This window comes from Gordonia westfalica, from assembly GCF_900105725.1.
Lineage (GTDB): Bacteria > Actinomycetota > Actinomycetes > Mycobacteriales > Mycobacteriaceae > Gordonia > Gordonia westfalica.
Genome location: NZ_FNLM01000036.1, coordinates 993367 through 1008668, shown reverse-complemented (window position 1 = coordinate 1008668; position 15302 = coordinate 993367). Strand labels below are relative to the sequence as shown.

The window sequence follows — 15302 nt, the reverse complement described above, 5'->3', positions numbered from 1 at the left end:
TCTATGGAGGGTCGGACAATGTCGGATGACCAGCAATCTTCGGTGAGCACGTCCGGTGACGGGACCGCCCGGGAGGGCTTCTCCCGCCGCACGGTCCTGCGGGGATCGGCAGCCGCGGCCGTGCTCGCCGGGACGGCGACGGCACTCCCGCACACATACGTTCCGTCGGCGCAGGCGGTGCCGCGCACCGGCTCCGGCCGCGGGCGTGATGTGGCGATCTTCGGCGGCGGGATGGCCGGACTGTCCGCGGCCCACGAGCTCGTCGAGCGCGGCTTCGCCGTCACCGTCTACGAACCCGCCTACCTCGGCGGCAAGGCCCGCAGCCACGACGTCCCCGGTACCGCGAGCGGCGGTCGTCTCGCGCTGCCCGGCGAGCACGGATTCCGCTTCTTCCCCAGCTGCTACCAGCACGTTCCGGAGATGATGGAACGAATCCCGGTAGGCCGCAGCAATGTTCGTGAGCGGCACCTGATCAGCGTCGAATCCGCGATGATCGCGTTCGACGAATCCGGTTATGCACCGACCACAGCACCTGCATCGATCCTGGGTTTCGTCGACCACGCACCCGAGATCGTCACCCTGGAGAATCTGCGCAACGCGATGATGACCGGGCTGAAGTTCGTCGTCGACGTCCCGCTGACCGAACTCGCCTTCTTCGTGTCGCGCGAACTGGTGATGGCCACCAGTTGCAACGAACGCCGGATCGGCCAGTGGGAGAACCAGTCCTGGATGCAGTTCGTGAAGGCCAAGGGCAAGTCCCGCGCCTACCAGCGCTACCTCGTCGGCGCCCTCACCCGCGCCCTGGTGGCTGCGAAGCCCGAGTCCGCGTCGGCCCGCACCATCGGCCAGATCGGCCTGGCCCTCACGACCGCCGCGAGCGGCCTGATCCCGCAGTACGAATCGGGTCTGTTCCACGGCGACGTCGACCGAATCCTGAACCGGCCCACCAATCATGCGTGGATCGATCCATGGGTGGCACACCTCCGGAGCCGAGGCGTCCGCTTCGTGATGGGCGCGGGTCTGGCGCAGCTCGACGTCGCCCGGCGGCGGATCACCGGCGCCCGCCTGACCACCGGAACCACGGTCGAATCCGACTGGTACGTCGCGGCGATGCCGATAGATCGGCTCAAGCCGCTGCTCTCCCCCGAGCTGGTCTCCGCGGATCCGTCGCTCGCGGGGATTCACCAGCTCCAGGACGACTGGATGGTGGGCATCCAGTACTTCCTGTCGAGGCGATCGGAGCTGCCACCCGGCCACATCGCTGCGCTCGGGACGCCGTGGGCGCTGACCGGCCTGTACCAAGCACCCCCGTGGAAGGTCGACTTCTCCCGCAAGTACGGCGACGGACGGGTGAAAGACTGCTTGTCCATTGACATCTCGGAATGGGAGAAGCCCGGGATCCTGTACGGCAAGCCGGCGAAGCAATGCACCAAACAGGAGATCGCCCGCGAGGTGTGGGCACAGATGAGCCGCGCGATGAACGCCGGCGGTCGAAAGGTCCTGCGTTCCGCGGACATCGTGACGTGGTCTCTCGATCCGGGGATCACGTGGTCGCCGACCATCGCCAACGCGACGCCGCTGATGGTCAACACCGCCGGGTCATATGCGAACCGCCCCAATGCCCACACCAAGATCCCGAACCTGTTCATCGGCGGCGACCACGTCCGCAGCAACATCGACCTCGCAACGATGGAGGGCGCCAACGAGTCCGGCCGGCGGGTGACCAATGCGATCATCGCCGCCGCCGACAGCCCCGCGAGGAATGCGGCGCTGTTCCCCCTGTGGGAACTGCCGATGCTCGACCCCCTCAAGCAGATCGACCGCGACCGCTACCGCGCCGGCCTCCCGCACATCCTCGACGTGTGAGGATTCGATCTAGGATCCGGACGTGACCACCCCGCCCGGTGCCGCGCGTCCCGCCGTCCAACAACGCAGTGGCGTGACCCGCACCCGCATTCTCGACGCGGCGATCCGCGTGCTCGTCGACCGCGGCTACTCCGGTGCCAGCACGGTCGCCATCCAGAACGAGGCCGGGGTGAGCCGCGGCCGACTGCTGCACCACTACCCGTCCCGGGATGCTCTGCTGATGGCCGCCGTCGGACACCTCGCCCGCACCAGGATCAAGGAACTCCCCAGCCGCGTCGACTGGCCCGACGACCCTATCGCCCGCATCTCCCTCGCCACCGACGTCGGGTGGTCGACGTTCCACCAGCCGTACTTCGTGGCGTCGATGGAACTGTGGGTCGCCGCCCGCACCAATGAGAACCTGCGCACCGCGCTGTTGCCCACCGAACGCGAGATCGGCAAGACGGTGCGCGAGGCGGTCGCCGGTTTCCTCGGGCCGGAGCTGACGTCGTCGCCGCGGTACGCAGACCTCTACCCGATCCTGTTCACCAGCATGCGCGGTGCGGCGACCACCTACCTCATCGACCGCCGCGACCCCGCCACCGATCCGCACCTCCCGCTGTGGAAGGACATGATCCGGGAGTACCTGCTGGAGAAGTGAGGCCACCGCCGGCCGCGGACCGTGTCGAGGGAGTATCTACTACCGAAAGTCGTTGCTGGACAGCGCCTCGAGCAACCGGTCGACGAACGCCGCCTGCGCCGGATTGAGCTTCTTCTTCGCGGTTTCCGGGTCGAACCACTCGGCACGATCGATCTCCGGGAACGACTGCATTCGCCCGGACCGCGGCGGCCACGCCATCTCGAAGGTGTTGCTGACGACGGTCGTCACGTCGAGATCGCCCTCGACGCCGAACCCGATCACCACCTTGCCGCTCTTGAGTTTCACCTCGCCGAGCTCGATCGGCGGACCGTCGGGCACCGGGCTGCCGATCTCCTCGGCGTACTCCCGCCGCGCTGCATCCCACTCCGACTCGTCGGGATCGAGCAGGCCCTTCGGAATCGACCACGACCCCTCGTCGGGCTTGCGCGCCCAGATCGGGCCGCCGGGGTGGGCGATGAGCACTTCGACGCCGACCGGGCCGGCGCGTCGGAACAGCAGAATCCCCGCGCTGCGTCGAGTCTTGGAAACGGTCACCGATATATCTTCGCGGAAACTTCGCCGATACACGGACGCGCACTACCGGAAATACCGGGTCCGTAGAAAGCCAGACATGTCGGTCCTCGATGTCCTCAAGAACGGTAAGTCCGGCGCGCGTCCGGTCGACGAGATCCCGCCCTTCGTCAAACTCTTCCCGCTGGGCTTGCAGCACGTGCTCGCGATGTACGCGGGTGCGGTCGCGGTCCCGCTGATCGTCGGCGGCGCCATGGTGGGCGCCGGGCAGCTCGAGCAGGGCGACATCGTCCACCTGATCATGGCCGACCTGTTCGTCGCCGGCATCGCCACGATCCTGCAGGCCGTCGGGTTCTGGCGGTTCGGTGTCCGACTCCCGCTGATGCAGGGCGTCACCTTCGCGGCCGTGGGCCCGATGATCACCATCGGCACCAGCTACGGCATCACCGCGATCTACGGCTCGGTGATCGCCTGCGGCCTGTTCATGATCGCGGCCGCACCGATCGTCGGCCGACTGATCCGATTCTTCCCGCCGCTGGTCACCGGCACGATCATCCTCATCATCGGCGTCTCACTGATGCGCGTGGCGGCCGGCTGGTTCGGCGGCGGAACCGCGTCCGGGCCCGACTTCGGCGACCCGAAGAACATCGGCTTCGGCTTCCTCACGCTGGCGATCATCGTGGCGATCGAACGTTTCGCGCCCGACGCCGTCCGCCGGGTCTCGATCCTTCTCGGCCTGGCCATCGGCACGCTGGTCTCCATCCCGTTCGGGATGACCCACTGGGACAACGTCGGCGAGTACCCGTGGGTCGGGGTCCCCCAGCCGTTCCAGTTCGGCGCACCGACCTTCGAGGTCAGCGCGATCATCTCGCTGATCATCGTCGGCGTGGTGATCATGACCGAGACGACCGGCGACATCGTCGCGGTCGGTGAGATCGTCGACGAGAAGATCACCCCGCGTCGGCTCGCCGACGGTATGCGCGCCGACGGCCTCGGCACCGTACTCGGCGGCGTCTTCAACACCTTCCCGTACACGGCCTTCGCCCAGAACGTCGGGCTCGTCGCGATCACCGGTGTTCGCACGCGCCACGTCGCCACGTGTGCCGGCGTGATCCTGGTGGTCCTCGGCCTGCTGCCGAAGATGGCGGCGGTCGTCGAGGGCATCCCGCTCCCGGTGCTCGGCGGCGCCGGGGTGGCGCTGTTCGGCATGGTCGCGGCCAGCGGCATCCGGACGCTCACCAAGGTGAGGTTCAACAACGTCAACGTGCTCGTCGTCGCCATCTCGGTGGGCGTCGCGATGCTGACCGAGGCGAAGATCTACTACACCGATCGCTCATTGGGCGACGCCCCGGTCAACGTCGTGCTCGACATGTACTCGCAGTTCCCCGACTGGTTCCAGACCATCTTCCACTCGGGCATCTCGGCCGGTGCCATCACCGCGATCCTGCTGAACCTGCTGCTCAACACGCGCAGCGTGTCCGCCGACCCGGTCGACTACCACAACACCGGCGACATCACGGTCGTCGGCGAACCCACGGTGTCCGCCTCCGACGGCGTGCGCGCACCCGCGTTCGACCCGCGGGACGCCCTCGCGGCCGCGGACCCCGACACCCCGCCGGAGACCCTGCGGTACCTGGCCGACCACGACCCGTCACTGCATCAGTTCATCGTCACCAATCCGTCGACGCCGAAGGACCTGTGCGACCACATCAAGAGCCTCGGCGACCCGAAGGTGATGCGGGTCTTCGAGACCTGGGACGGCTACACCGACGGCGGGTTCTCGCGGCGCGGTTCGTGACCCGGGCGGACGCCAGAGGTGTCGCCGAACGTGTCGGCGGTCGTCACGATCGGCGACATCTGCCGACGACTCGCTCGCACCGAGCCTCGCCGACCACCGAATGGGCATATCGTTGTGGTCATGGCCTCCAGACCCGACCCCGAGGAATCGGTTCCCGACGACCGCATCGTCGACCCCGACGTGCCGCACGAATGGCCGCACGCGTCGGCCTTCGCCTTCGGCGATTCGACGCCGATCGGCGAGACCGATCGCCTGGTCCGTGAACGCGCCGCATACGAGGCCGCCGGCCACGCCGACTACAACCGGGGCCACGCGGTGGGCGGTTCCGACGGAAGCACCGAGGGGCAGTAGATGGAGGTCTTGTCCAGCCGGGTGCTCCTGCTCTCGGCAGATCCGGAACGTCTACAGGCCTTCTACCGTGACCGGTTGGGTCTCCCCATCCATCGCGAATACCCCGGCGGCATCGTGTTCTTCGCCGGCAACGGACTCATCGAGATCTCGTCGCACATGAAGTCCGACGCCGACTCGTCGAGCAATGCGGTGCTCTGGTTGCAGGTCCGCGACGCCGAGGCCACCGAGAAGCAGTTCCGCGACCGCGGTGTGACGGTCACGCGCGAGCCGCGGACCGAACCGTGGGGTCTGATCGAGATGCATGCCCAGGACCCCGACGGACGGGCGATCATCGTCGTGCAGATCCCCGACGATCACCCGCTGCGCAAGGACACCCGGTAGCCGGACGACCTCGGCAGTCGTGAAGACCGTGGGAGCGGGCATGACAAACTGGACCGCATGAGTTCCTGGAACGCGCCCACCAGCGCAAGCGGTCTGGATGCCACCGTCGAGCTGCCCGGTTCCAAGTCCATCACCAATCGTGCGCTGGTCCTCGCCGCGCTCGCCGACGGCCCGTCGACCCTCCGCGGAACCCTCCGCAGCCGAGACACCAACCTCATGCTGGGCGCGCTGGAGGCGCTCGGTGTCCAGGTCCGCGTGGACCCGGCGGCGGAGACCACCGTCTCCCTGGCACCCGGGCCCCTGCACGCCGCCGACATCGACTGCGGCCTCGCGGGAACGGTCATGCGGTTCCTCCCGCCACTGGGCGCACTGGCGTCCGGCCGGGTGCGGTTCGACGGTGATCCGCAGGCCCGCGTGCGCCCGCAGACCACGATCCTCGACGCCCTGCGGGGACTCGGGGTCGCGATCGAGGGCGACCGCTTGCCCTTCACCATCGACGGCACCGGCCGGGTGCGTGGCGGCGAGGTCACGATCGACGCGTCCGGGTCGTCGCAGTTCGTGTCGGGTCTGCTGCTGTCGGCGGCCCGGTTCGACGAGGGCCTGGTCATCCGCCACGTCGGGCCGCCCGTCCCGTCGACACCGCACATCGACATGACCGTCGAGATGCTGGCGACCGCAGGCGTCGAGGTCGACACCTCCGAACCCGACGTCTGGCGTGTCTCCCCCGGCCCGATCCTCGCCGTCGACTGGACCGTCGAACCCGACCTGTCGAACGCCGCGGCATTCCTGGCGGCCGCCGCGGTCACCGGCGGCACGGTGCGCGTGCCGTACTGGCCCGCCGTCACCACGCAGCCCGGCGCGCGCATCGCCGACGTCCTCGCCGCGATGGGATGCACCGTCGAGCATCTGGACGGCACGCTGACCGTCCGCGGGCCCGAGGTACTGAAGGGCGTGAACCTCGACCTGCGCGACATCGGTGAACTGACCCCGACGATCGCCGCCCTGTGCGCACTCGCCGACGGCGAATCCGAACTGAGCGGCATCGCTCACCTGCGCGGCCACGAGACCAACCGCCTGGCCGCTCTCACCACCGAGATCACCCGACTCGGCGGGATCTGCAGCGAGACCGAGGACGGACTCCGGATCACCGGCACCGCCCTGCACGGCGGGACCTGGGAGTCCTACGCCGATCACCGGATGGCCACCGCCGGCGCGATCGTCGGACTCGTGACCCCCGACGTCGTGGTCGACGACATCGAGACGACGAGCAAGACCCTGCCCGACTTCCCCGGTATGTGGCAGCGGATGATCGGGCGCCCTTGAGCCGCCGGGCGGCCAGCTACGACGAATCCGACGTCCGGGTTCGTCCCGGCAAGGGCACCCGTCCGCGCACCAAGACCCGGCCGACGCACGACGACGCCGAGCAGGGCATGGTGGTCTCGGTGGACCGCGGCCGGTGGGGCGTCGTCCTCGACGGCGATCCGGACCGCCGCGTCGTGACGATGCGGGCGCGTGAGCTGGGCCGGACCCCCATCGTCGTCGGTGACGACGTGTCGGTGGTCGGTGATCTCTCCGGGAAGCCCGACACCCTGGCTCGGATCGTGCGGGTGGCCGAGCGTCGAAGTGTGTTGCGCCGCACCGCAGACGACTCCGACCCGTACGAGCGGATCGTGGTCGCCAACGCCGACCAGCTGTTGATCGTGACCGCGATGGCCGATCCGCCGCCGCGCACGGGATTCGTCGAGCGGGCTCTGGCGGCAGCCTACGTCGGCGGGCTCTCCCCCATCCTGTGCCTGACCAAATCCGACCTCGCCGACCCGACCGAATTCACCGCCGCCTTCGCCGATCTCGACCTTCCGGTCATCCGCGCCGGGCGCGACGATCCGCTCGACGAGATCCTCGCGACGCTCCGCGGACGCATCTCCGCGTTCATCGGGCATTCCGGCGTCGGCAAGTCGACGCTCGTGAATCGTCTTGTGCCCGACGCCTATCGAGCAACCGGAGTGGTGTCCGGGGTGGGCAAGGGGCGGCACACCTCGACCCAGTCGGTAGCGCTGCCACTACCCGGCGACAGCATCCCGCGCGGTTGGGTCGTCGACACCCCGGGTATCCGGTCGTTCGGACTCGCCCACGTCGGAGCCGACGACATCGTCGCCGCCTTCGACGATCTGCACGATGCCATCGAGGAATGCCCCAGGGGCTGTACACATCTCGGCCCGCCGGCGGACCCGGAGTGCAAACTCGACGAACTCGAGGGACACTCCTACCGCCGCGCGATGGCCGTGCGGCACCTACTCGTCGCCGTCGGCGGCGGACTCAGCGCCGACGACGCCGCGCCCGAAGCTCCCGAATCGCTGTCTTGAGGCCGGTCGCGCGGGGCATCCCGGCGAACCGCTTCTCCGACGCCGTTTCCGGCGCATCGTCCGAGGTCGCCCGCAGGAGCTGATCGGGCAGCGCCAGCTTGTTGATCGTGCGCAGCGTCTGGGAGTACTGCTTCGCGAGCGAACCGGTGGTGTAGGGCAGGTCGTACTTGTCGCAGAGCGCCCGCACCCGCTCGGCGATGTCGGCATAGCGGTTGCTCGGCAGATCGGGGTAGATGTGGTGCTCGATCTGGTAGCAGAGATTGCCGCTGAGGAACGCCATCGCGGGACCCGCGTCGAAGTTCGCGGTGCCGAGCATCTGCCGCAGGTACCACTGCCCCTGCGTCTCGTTCTCGAGGGACTCGACCGTGAATTTCTCTGCGCCGTCCGGGAAATGGCCGCAGAAGATCACCACATAGGCCCAGAGGTTGCGGATCAGGTTGGCGGTGAGGTTGGCCGTCAGCGTGTGCTTGAAATTGGGTCCGGTGAGCGCCGGGAACAGGACGTAGTCCTTCGCGACCTGCTTGGCGATCTTGCGGCCGAACTCCTTGATCTGCGGGATCGCGACTTCTTTGGGCTTCTCCCCCTGGATGACCTCTTTGAGACCGAGGTCGTGCAGGCCGATACCCCACTCGAAGGTCGCCGCCAGCATCACGTTGAAGAAGGGCTGGAAGAGCCGCCGCGGCTCCCACGGCTCGTCGCGGGTGACGCGCAGGATCTTGTAACCCACGTCGTGGTCCATGCCGACGACGTTCGTGTACTTGTGATGGATGTAGTTGTGGGAGTGCTTCCAGTGCGGCGAGGCGCACACCATGTCCCATTCCCAGGTGGTCGAGTGGACCTCCGGGTCGTTCATCCAGTCCCACTGCCCGTGCATCACATTGTGCCCGAGCTCCATGTTCTCGATGATCTTCGACAGCGCGAGCGCGCCGGTGCCGAGGAGCCAGAGCGGCCGGGACCGGCTGCCGAGCAGCGCCACGCGGCCGGCGACCTCGAGGGCGCGGTGCGCCTGAATCGTGCGACGGAGGTATTTGACGTCGCGCAAGCCCCGATCCGCCTCGATCTCGCGGCGGAGGGCATCGAGTTCGGCACCCAGCGCCTCCACATCGGCGTCGGTGAGGTGCGCGTACTCGTTGATGTCAGTGATGGCCATTGAGCCCCATTATGCCGACCTTGTTGAATCGAAGCGCGTGCGCGGGTCGAATCGATGCGCGGGCGTGGTCGGGCGGGCACTCGAGGTACCCGCCGACCACGATCCGCAGATCAGGCGGCAGCCTCGGCGTCGCGGGACGCGCGAAGCTCGGTGACCTCGGCGCGGCCGCCACGACGACGATCCCGCAGACCCGCGATGGCCGACCGCAGGCCACGACGGGTGCCGGTCCGCTCGTCGACGGTCGCCTGCAGGCGCGTACCTTCCGGCAGCCCCTGCTTGAAGCGACGCTCCGACGCCGTTTCCGGGGCATCGTCGGCGGTGGCCTTGAGGTACTTGTCCGGCAGCGACAGCTTGGCGATGGTCCGCCACGTCTTGGCGTACTGCACCGGGAACGGACCCGAGGTGTAGGGCAGGTCGTACTTGTCGCACAGCGCACGAACCCGCACGGCGATCTCGGCGTACCGGTTGCTCGGCAGGTCCGGGAAGATGTGGTGCTCGATCTGGTACGACAGGTTGCCGCTCATGAACGCGAGGACGAAGCCCGAGTCGAAGTTGGCGCTGCCCAGCATCTGGCGCAGGTACCACTCGGCCTGCGTCTCGCTGTCGATGTCCTGCTTGGTGAACTTCTCCGCGCCGTCGGGGAAATGCCCGCAGAAGATGACGGCGTTGCTCCACACATTGCGGATGACGTTGCCGAGTGCGGTCGCGGTGGCGGCCTTGCGGTAGGCGTTGACGTAACCGACTTTGTGTCCGGTCGTGGCACTGACCAGCGCCGGGTAGGCGAGGTAGTCCTTGGCGACCTGCTTGCCGATCTTCGTCAGCACGTCGGCGACGTCGCGTCTGTGCTGTTCCTTCTCCTCGGTGGTCCGGCGCTTCTTGCCGAGTTCGAGGTGCTGCACGGCCACGCCGTACTGGAACGCGAGCGCCAGGATCGTGTTGTAGACGAGGTTGCCGTAGTTGAACGGCCGCCAGCGCTGATCCCGGGTGACGCGCAGGAGCCCGTAGCCCACATCGTCATCCATGCCCAGCACGTTCGTGTACTTGTGATGGATGTAGTTGTGGGTGTGCTTCCAGTGCGCCGACGGGTCGGTGTTGTCCCATTCCCACGTCGAGCTGTGCACCTCGGGATCGTTCATCCAGTCCCACTGCCCGTGCATCACGTTGTGCCCGAGCTCCATGTTCTCGACGATCTTCGCGACGCCCAGCGCACCCGCTCCGGCCCACCAGGCCGACTTCCTGGTGGAGCCGAACAGCAGCGCGCGTCCCGCGAGTTCGAGCCCGCGCTGGAAGCGGATGGTGTTGCGCAGATAGCGGGCATCCCGCTCGCCGCGGCTGGCCTCGATGTCCGCGCGGATCGCGTCGAGTTCGGCACCGAGTGCCTCGACGTCCGCCTCGGACAGATGTGCGTACTCGGGAATGTCGGTGATCGCCATACGTGTGGTCCCTTCGCCGGGTGGTTGGCTGCGCAGGTGTCGGCAACGACTACCGGTGCGGCTCATGCCTGGGTTCCAAACCCTACGTTTCCGTAACTTACGCAAGCGTAGGTTACTTCTCGCGGGTGTGTCCAGCGGCGTGACGAAGCAAGGGCACGGATTTGTGCGGAGAGGGTTTCGACAAGCTCAACCAGCAGGCAAGACGGGTCAGACTGCGGCGCGGTAGTCGTCGACGAACAACTCGAAGCCGATGAGGTCCTCGAAGACACCGTCGGAGCGGGCGGCGAGTTTCTGTCGGCTGACCTCGCGGAAACCGGCCGCCCGGGCGAGTTTCTTGCTGCCCTCGTTGCTGTCGGCGGCGAACAGCGTCAGCCGGCGGAAGCCCAGCTTCTCGAACGCATAGCGCACGGAGGCCGGAAACGCTTCTCCCAGAACGCCTTTACCGCGAGCCTCCGGGTGGGTGTAGAAGCCCGCCTCGGCACCGGTGACCTCGTCGATGTGGAGCAGGGTGATGTCGCCGAGGTAGTCGTCGGTCTCCTTGTCGGCGACCGCCCACGTACAGGTGACGCCCTGCGCGGCCGTCCACCATTTGCGGAGGCGCTCGGCCGCGGCGTGCTCCAGTTCCAATGGATCGGGTCGTGCGAACAGGTATCTGCGCGAGATCGGGTCGTCGAGGGTCTCCCGGATGCGCGGGTCGTCGTGCTCGGCGAGCGGCCGCAGACGAAACCGCTCGGTCTCGAAGACGTCGGTGCGCCACCGGGTCTTCGGTTCGCGCACGTCGTCGGCGCGCAACGACCCGACCCAGGCGTCGCGGATGTGTCCGCGGACCTCGATCCCGTCGGGAACCGCGGCGTCGAGGCGGAATCCGCAGCTGTGCGCGACGCGCAGCGCATCGATGTTGCCCGCGACCGTCGTCCAGCGGACGACCTCTTTGCCCGCTTCGGCGAAGGCATAGTCGACCGCCAGCAGGACCGCGCGTTTCATCACACCCCAGCCGCGGGCGTCGGGATGGAGGTCGTAGCTCAGCCGGGAGAGCGGACCCCTCCCCGCGAGATCGACGGTGCCCACGAACCGACCGTCGAACTCGACGGCCCACAGCAGGCGCGAACCCTCCGCCCAGGATCTGGGCGCATAGTCGAGGGCGAATCTCTCCGCGGCGGCGCGGCTGTAGGGCGCCGGAACGGGTGTCCACCGCATCATGGCCGGATCGGCCGCGAGTTCGACCATTCGATCGAGGTCTCGGGGCTCATGTGGCCGCAGGGTCACCCCGCCGTCGGTGAGAACGGGGACGTTTTCGGAAATCGGGACCGCGGCTCTCAACGACTCAGCCTTCGAGCCGAAACGGACGGGACCCATCACTGTGACCACGCACGATTTCGAGCGTACCGGCACTCGCCGCGAGCCCGCCGGGCCACGAACGAAGAAGCAGGTCAGACGTCCAGCGTGCAATCCCCGGCGGCAGCGCTCACACACGTCTGGATGCGTTCGCCCTCGACATGCTCGACGCCGGAACGCAGATCACGCACGCATCCCTTGTCGAGCATCACCACGCAGCTCTGGCAGATACCCATCCGGCAGCCGAACGGCATGATCGTCCCGGCGGCCTCACCGGCCTCGAGGAGGGTGGTGGCGCCGTCGACCTCGGCGGTCTTGCCCGACCGCTTGAACGTCACCGTGCCGCCCTGCGCACCGACCACTCCGCGTTCGAGGGCGAACCGCTCGATGTGCAGCCGGTCGGCCAGGTCGGCGTCGGTGTAGAGATGATGCAGGCCGTCGAGGAAGCCCGCCGGTCCACACGCCCAGGTCTGACGTTCACGCCAGTCCGGACACAGCGTCGGCAGCACCTCCGGCGTGACCTTGCCGGCGGTGCGCGTGTACTGCACGTGCAGGTCGACGAGGCCGGAGGACGCCATTTCCGCGAGTTCGTCGGCGAAGAGCAGGTCGGCCTCGGTGGGCGTCGAGTGGATCAGGCGGATGTCGCTGTCCTGCTTGCGATGCCGAACGGTGCGGAGCATCGAGATGATCGGCGTGAGACCGCTTCCGGCCGTCGTGAAGAGAATCTTCTCGGGCAGCGGATCGGGAAGGACGAACTCACCGCGGGGCGCCGCGAGGCGCACCACGGTGCCCGGTGTCAGGCCGTTCACCAGGTGCGTCGACAGGAAGCCCTCGGGCATCGCCTTCACGGTGATCGCGATGGTCTTGTCGTCCGCCGACGCGTCGGGGGTCGAGGTGAGCGAGTACGAACGCCACGCCCAGCGTCCGTCCATGAGCACGCCGATCCCGACGTACTGCCCGGGCGCGTAGTCGAAGGAGAACCCCCAGCCCGGACGGATCCGGATGGTCGCGGTGTCCTCGGTCTCGCGCTGGACCGAGATGACCTTTCCGCGCAGCTCACGGGCCGACCACAGCGGGTTGGCGAGATGCAGGTAGTCGTCGGGCAGGAGTGGCGTGGTGATGCGGGTGACCGCCGCACGAACCCACCGGGCACCGCGGCTACGTGCCGCGACCCCGGCCACCGGTTCTTCGAATCGCTCGAGCAGACCCAACTCACACACCGCCTTCGACGCCAGGAACACTGCGCTGACACTCTAACCTACGCAACCGTAGGTTAGTGCCGTCAGGAGACGGCGTCGGGGGTCAGAGCAGTTCGAGCAGGAACGGCAGCTCTTGCGTGGCGTACCACGCGAGATCGAAGTCCTCGACGTCGCCGACGGCGAGTTCGGCGTCCAGATCGCCCAGGTCGGCCGCGTCGATGACGACAACGGCGGCACGGACCTTGTCCTCCGCCTCCTTGACGTCGACGTGGACCGAGGCGACGGCCGACAGCGGGATCGGCCGGGCGACCTTGACCACGGCGTCGTCGAGGTCCGGCCGCAGTTTCACGTCCTCGACGTCGGCGGCCACGACGACGCGGCGCGGCGGCAGCCTGGGGGTGTCCCCCGGCTTCGTGACCGCCTCGTCGGCTGCGAGATCGCGCTCGGCGGCGGCGTCGTCGGCTTCCGGCGCCTCCCCGGCCAGGAGGCGCAGCGACGCACGCGCGGCCTCGCGCATCGCCACCTCGGACAGTTCTTCGTCGTCCCCGGAGACGAACGCCTCGCGCAGCGCCGGGGTCAGCGCGAATCCGGTACCGCCGATCGGACGGAATTCTCCGTCGGAGTTGAGCTGCATCAGCATTGCCAACGTCGCCGGCAGGTAGACCCTCATTCGACCTTCGCTCTCATACGACCACCGCTCCTCGCGGTTCGGTTGCGGTACCCGCTCACCTTAGCCGCGAACCTCATCTCAGTCGGTGACCAGCAGCTCCTCGAAGGACTCGGTGACGTATTCCGCCATGTCGGGCAGGTCCGAGATGACGCCGCGGTCGGCGATGAATGCGAACTGCAGCCGGTCGCCGTACTCGACGACGCTCACCGCGAGTGCCCGCTGCGACACGAGGACAGGGATGTAGAAGACCTCGCGCACCGGCACGCCGAGCACGAAACGGTGGGCGATCGGAGCGGTGCTCATCGCGACCGGGACGTTGTAGGAGCGGCTGTCGAGTGACCGGAACGCGCGGGAACTGATGTCGGCGAACGGCACCATCCCCAGCTCGGGGAACAGCGGGCTCGGGCCCGTGGTCATCCGTCGCGACGACTGGGCATACCGTTCGGCGAGACCCGCGACCTGGGCGAGTCGCACGGTCGGATTCGACTCGCCGACAGGCAGATCCGTCACGAAGCTCGGTTTGCCGACGCCGATCCAGCCCGGTTCGGCCGCCGCGTCGACCTCGACGCCGGGGTCCCGGGGCGACAGCGGGACCACCACCCGGACGGTGTCGGCCGGCACCGCTGCCGGGTCGACCGACAACATCCACTTGCGCATGACACCAGAGATGATGGCGAGCTCGACGTCGTTGACGGTGCAGTCGTGGCGTTCGGCGATCTTCGCGCAGTCGCGGCGGGACACGTACGCGGTGGTGAAAGTACGCGTGGTCGTACCCGAGTTGTTGAGCGGACTGTGTGGCGCGGAATCGGTGAGCTGGCCGACGACGTCCCCGATCCGACGGACCGTGTTGCCGACCACCGAGCGCACCTCGGACACCAGGCCGTTGCCGTGCACCATGGTCTCGACGAGATCGCCGGGACGTGCCATCGCCTCGGCGAGCGCCCCGACGACCAGGCTCGTCGAACCCGGCGGGGACCCCGGCATCCACAGCTCCTCGGGCAGCAACTCCGGCTCATCGGTCGCGTCGCAGATGACCTCGCTGATCTCGGGGTTTTCCGGGCCGTCGATCAGACAGCGGTGCGACTTGGTCAGGATGGCCAACCGGCCGTCGGCCAAACCCTCGATCAGATACATCTCCCACAGCGGCCGGGTGCGATCCAACGGTCGGGACATCACCCGGGAGACGAGCTCGGCGAGGTCTGCCGGGCCACCCGGCCGCGGCAGCCCCGAACGTCGGATGTGGAAGTTGATGTCGAAATCCCGGTCGTCGACCCACACCGGGCGGGCGAGTCCGAGCGTGACCTCGCGGACGACCTGCCGGTACCGGGGTGCGCGCTGAAGGCGGTTCTCGACCAGCGACACCAGCGACTGATAGTCGAGCGCGGGCCTGCGGGACGCGGGAGTGGTCCCGTCCTCCGCCGTCTTCTCCCCCGCCGTCTTCTCCCCGCCGCCGTGTCCCCGGCCTTCGTCGCCTCACCCGCGCAGGGGTCGACGACCAGCAACGCCCCGAGATGCGTTGTCGACCGGGAGTCGTCGAGGAAGTAGTACATCGCGTCGCGCGGCGACAAACGGTTCACCACGCCGCCGATCCTAGCCGCCCGGCCCG

General features: G+C 68.1%; 13 protein-coding genes and 1 pseudogene. 7 read left to right on the top strand and 7 right to left on the bottom strand.

Annotation, left to right across the window (positions count from 1 at the left end):
* Nucleotides 1–18: 18 nt before the first annotated feature.
* Complete coding sequence (locus BLU62_RS30795; RefSeq protein ID WP_074854206.1) at nucleotides 19–1866, top strand: hydroxysqualene dehydroxylase; 1848 nt, start codon at nucleotides 19–21, stop codon at nucleotides 1864–1866.
* Between the two features lie 22 nt (nucleotides 1867–1888).
* On the top strand, nucleotides 1889–2506 hold the full coding sequence (locus BLU62_RS30790) for a TetR/AcrR family transcriptional regulator (RefSeq protein ID WP_074854205.1): 618 nt from the start codon (nucleotides 1889–1891) through the stop codon (nucleotides 2504–2506).
* 39 nt (nucleotides 2507–2545) lie between these two features.
* On the opposite strand, the gene BLU62_RS30785 is transcribed toward BLU62_RS30790, so the two are convergent.
* Nucleotides 2546–3040, bottom strand: a complete 495-nt coding sequence (locus tag BLU62_RS30785) for an NUDIX hydrolase (RefSeq protein ID WP_074854204.1) — start codon at nucleotides 3038–3040, stop codon at nucleotides 2546–2548.
* Nucleotides 3041–3116: 76 nt separating this feature from the next.
* On the opposite strand from BLU62_RS30785, the gene BLU62_RS30780 reads away from it, so the two are divergent.
* The 5 genes from BLU62_RS30780 to rsgA all read left to right on the top strand — a co-directional run bounded on the left by BLU62_RS30780 (nucleotide 3117) and on the right by rsgA (nucleotide 7909).
* Complete coding sequence (locus tag BLU62_RS30780) at nucleotides 3117–4814, top strand: nucleobase:cation symporter-2 family protein (RefSeq protein ID WP_074854203.1); 1698 nt, start codon at nucleotides 3117–3119, stop codon at nucleotides 4812–4814.
* 120 nt (nucleotides 4815–4934) lie between these two features.
* Nucleotides 4935–5165, top strand: a complete 231-nt coding sequence (locus tag BLU62_RS30775) for a hypothetical protein (protein WP_074854357.1) — start codon at nucleotides 4935–4937, stop codon at nucleotides 5163–5165.
* Complete coding sequence (locus BLU62_RS30770) at nucleotides 5166–5546, top strand: VOC family protein (RefSeq protein WP_074854202.1); 381 nt, start codon at nucleotides 5166–5168, stop codon at nucleotides 5544–5546.
* 57 nt (nucleotides 5547–5603) lie between these two features.
* On the top strand, nucleotides 5604–6869 hold the full coding sequence (aroA, locus tag BLU62_RS30765; RefSeq protein WP_074854201.1) for a 3-phosphoshikimate 1-carboxyvinyltransferase: 1266 nt from the start codon (nucleotides 5604–5606) through the stop codon (nucleotides 6867–6869).
* Nucleotides 6866–7909: a ribosome small subunit-dependent GTPase A gene (gene rsgA, locus BLU62_RS30760; protein ID WP_074854356.1), complete on the top strand. Its 1044-nt coding sequence runs from the start codon at nucleotides 6866–6868 to the stop codon at nucleotides 7907–7909. Before aroA ends, rsgA begins: the two co-directional genes overlap by 4 nt.
* On the opposite strand, the gene BLU62_RS30755 is transcribed toward rsgA, so the two are convergent.
* From BLU62_RS30755 to BLU62_RS30730, 6 genes and pseudogenes are all read right to left on the bottom strand, one after another.
* The gene (locus BLU62_RS30755) at nucleotides 7863–9059 is read right to left on the bottom strand and encodes a fatty acid desaturase family protein (protein ID WP_074854200.1); all 1197 of its coding nucleotides are present in this window, start codon (nucleotides 9057–9059) and stop codon (nucleotides 7863–7865) included. The two genes, rsgA and BLU62_RS30755, sit on opposite strands and share 47 nt — an antisense overlap.
* A gap of 110 nt (nucleotides 9060–9169) precedes the next feature.
* Nucleotides 9170–10492: a fatty acid desaturase family protein gene (locus BLU62_RS30750; protein WP_074854199.1), complete on the bottom strand. Its 1323-nt coding sequence runs from the start codon at nucleotides 10490–10492 to the stop codon at nucleotides 9170–9172.
* A gap of 207 nt (nucleotides 10493–10699) precedes the next feature.
* Complete coding sequence (locus BLU62_RS30745) at nucleotides 10700–11812, bottom strand: GNAT family N-acetyltransferase (protein WP_084811990.1); 1113 nt, start codon at nucleotides 11810–11812, stop codon at nucleotides 10700–10702.
* A gap of 110 nt (nucleotides 11813–11922) precedes the next feature.
* On the bottom strand, nucleotides 11923–13038 hold the full coding sequence (locus tag BLU62_RS30740) for a ferredoxin reductase (RefSeq protein WP_074854355.1): 1116 nt from the start codon (nucleotides 13036–13038) through the stop codon (nucleotides 11923–11925).
* A 91-nt stretch (nucleotides 13039–13129) separates the two neighbouring features.
* Nucleotides 13130–13696, bottom strand: coding sequence for a DUF6912 family protein (locus BLU62_RS30735; RefSeq protein ID WP_074854197.1), 567 nt, complete (start codon nucleotides 13694–13696; stop codon nucleotides 13130–13132).
* A gap of 78 nt (nucleotides 13697–13774) precedes the next feature.
* Nucleotides 13775–15276, bottom strand: a pseudogene (locus tag BLU62_RS30730) (wax ester/triacylglycerol synthase domain-containing protein).
* Nucleotides 15277–15302: the final 26 nt, after the last annotated feature.

What these genes read in the sequence shown, in the direction of transcription:
- BLU62_RS30795 (WP_074854206.1), top strand. Translation starts at nt 19, where the DNA reads ATGTCGGATGACCAGCAATCTTCGGTGAGCACGTCCGGTGACGGGACC.
- BLU62_RS30780 (WP_074854203.1), top strand. Translation starts at nt 3,117, where the DNA reads ATGTCGGTCCTCGATGTCCTCAAGAACGGTAAGTCCGGCGCGCGTCCG.
- BLU62_RS30775 (WP_074854357.1), top strand. Translation starts at nt 4,935, where the DNA reads ATGGCCTCCAGACCCGACCCCGAGGAATCGGTTCCCGACGACCGCATC.
- BLU62_RS30770 (WP_074854202.1), top strand. Translation starts at nt 5,166, where the DNA reads ATGGAGGTCTTGTCCAGCCGGGTGCTCCTGCTCTCGGCAGATCCGGAA.
- aroA (WP_074854201.1), top strand. Translation starts at nt 5,604, where the DNA reads ATGAGTTCCTGGAACGCGCCCACCAGCGCAAGCGGTCTGGATGCCACC.
- BLU62_RS30755 (WP_074854200.1), bottom strand. Translation starts at nt 9,059, where the DNA reads ATGGCCATCACTGACATCAACGAGTACGCGCACCTCACCGACGCCGAT.
- BLU62_RS30750 (WP_074854199.1), bottom strand. Translation starts at nt 10,492, where the DNA reads ATGGCGATCACCGACATTCCCGAGTACGCACATCTGTCCGAGGCGGAC.
- BLU62_RS30735 (WP_074854197.1), bottom strand. Translation starts at nt 13,696, where the DNA reads ATGAGGGTCTACCTGCCGGCGACGTTGGCAATGCTGATGCAGCTCAAC.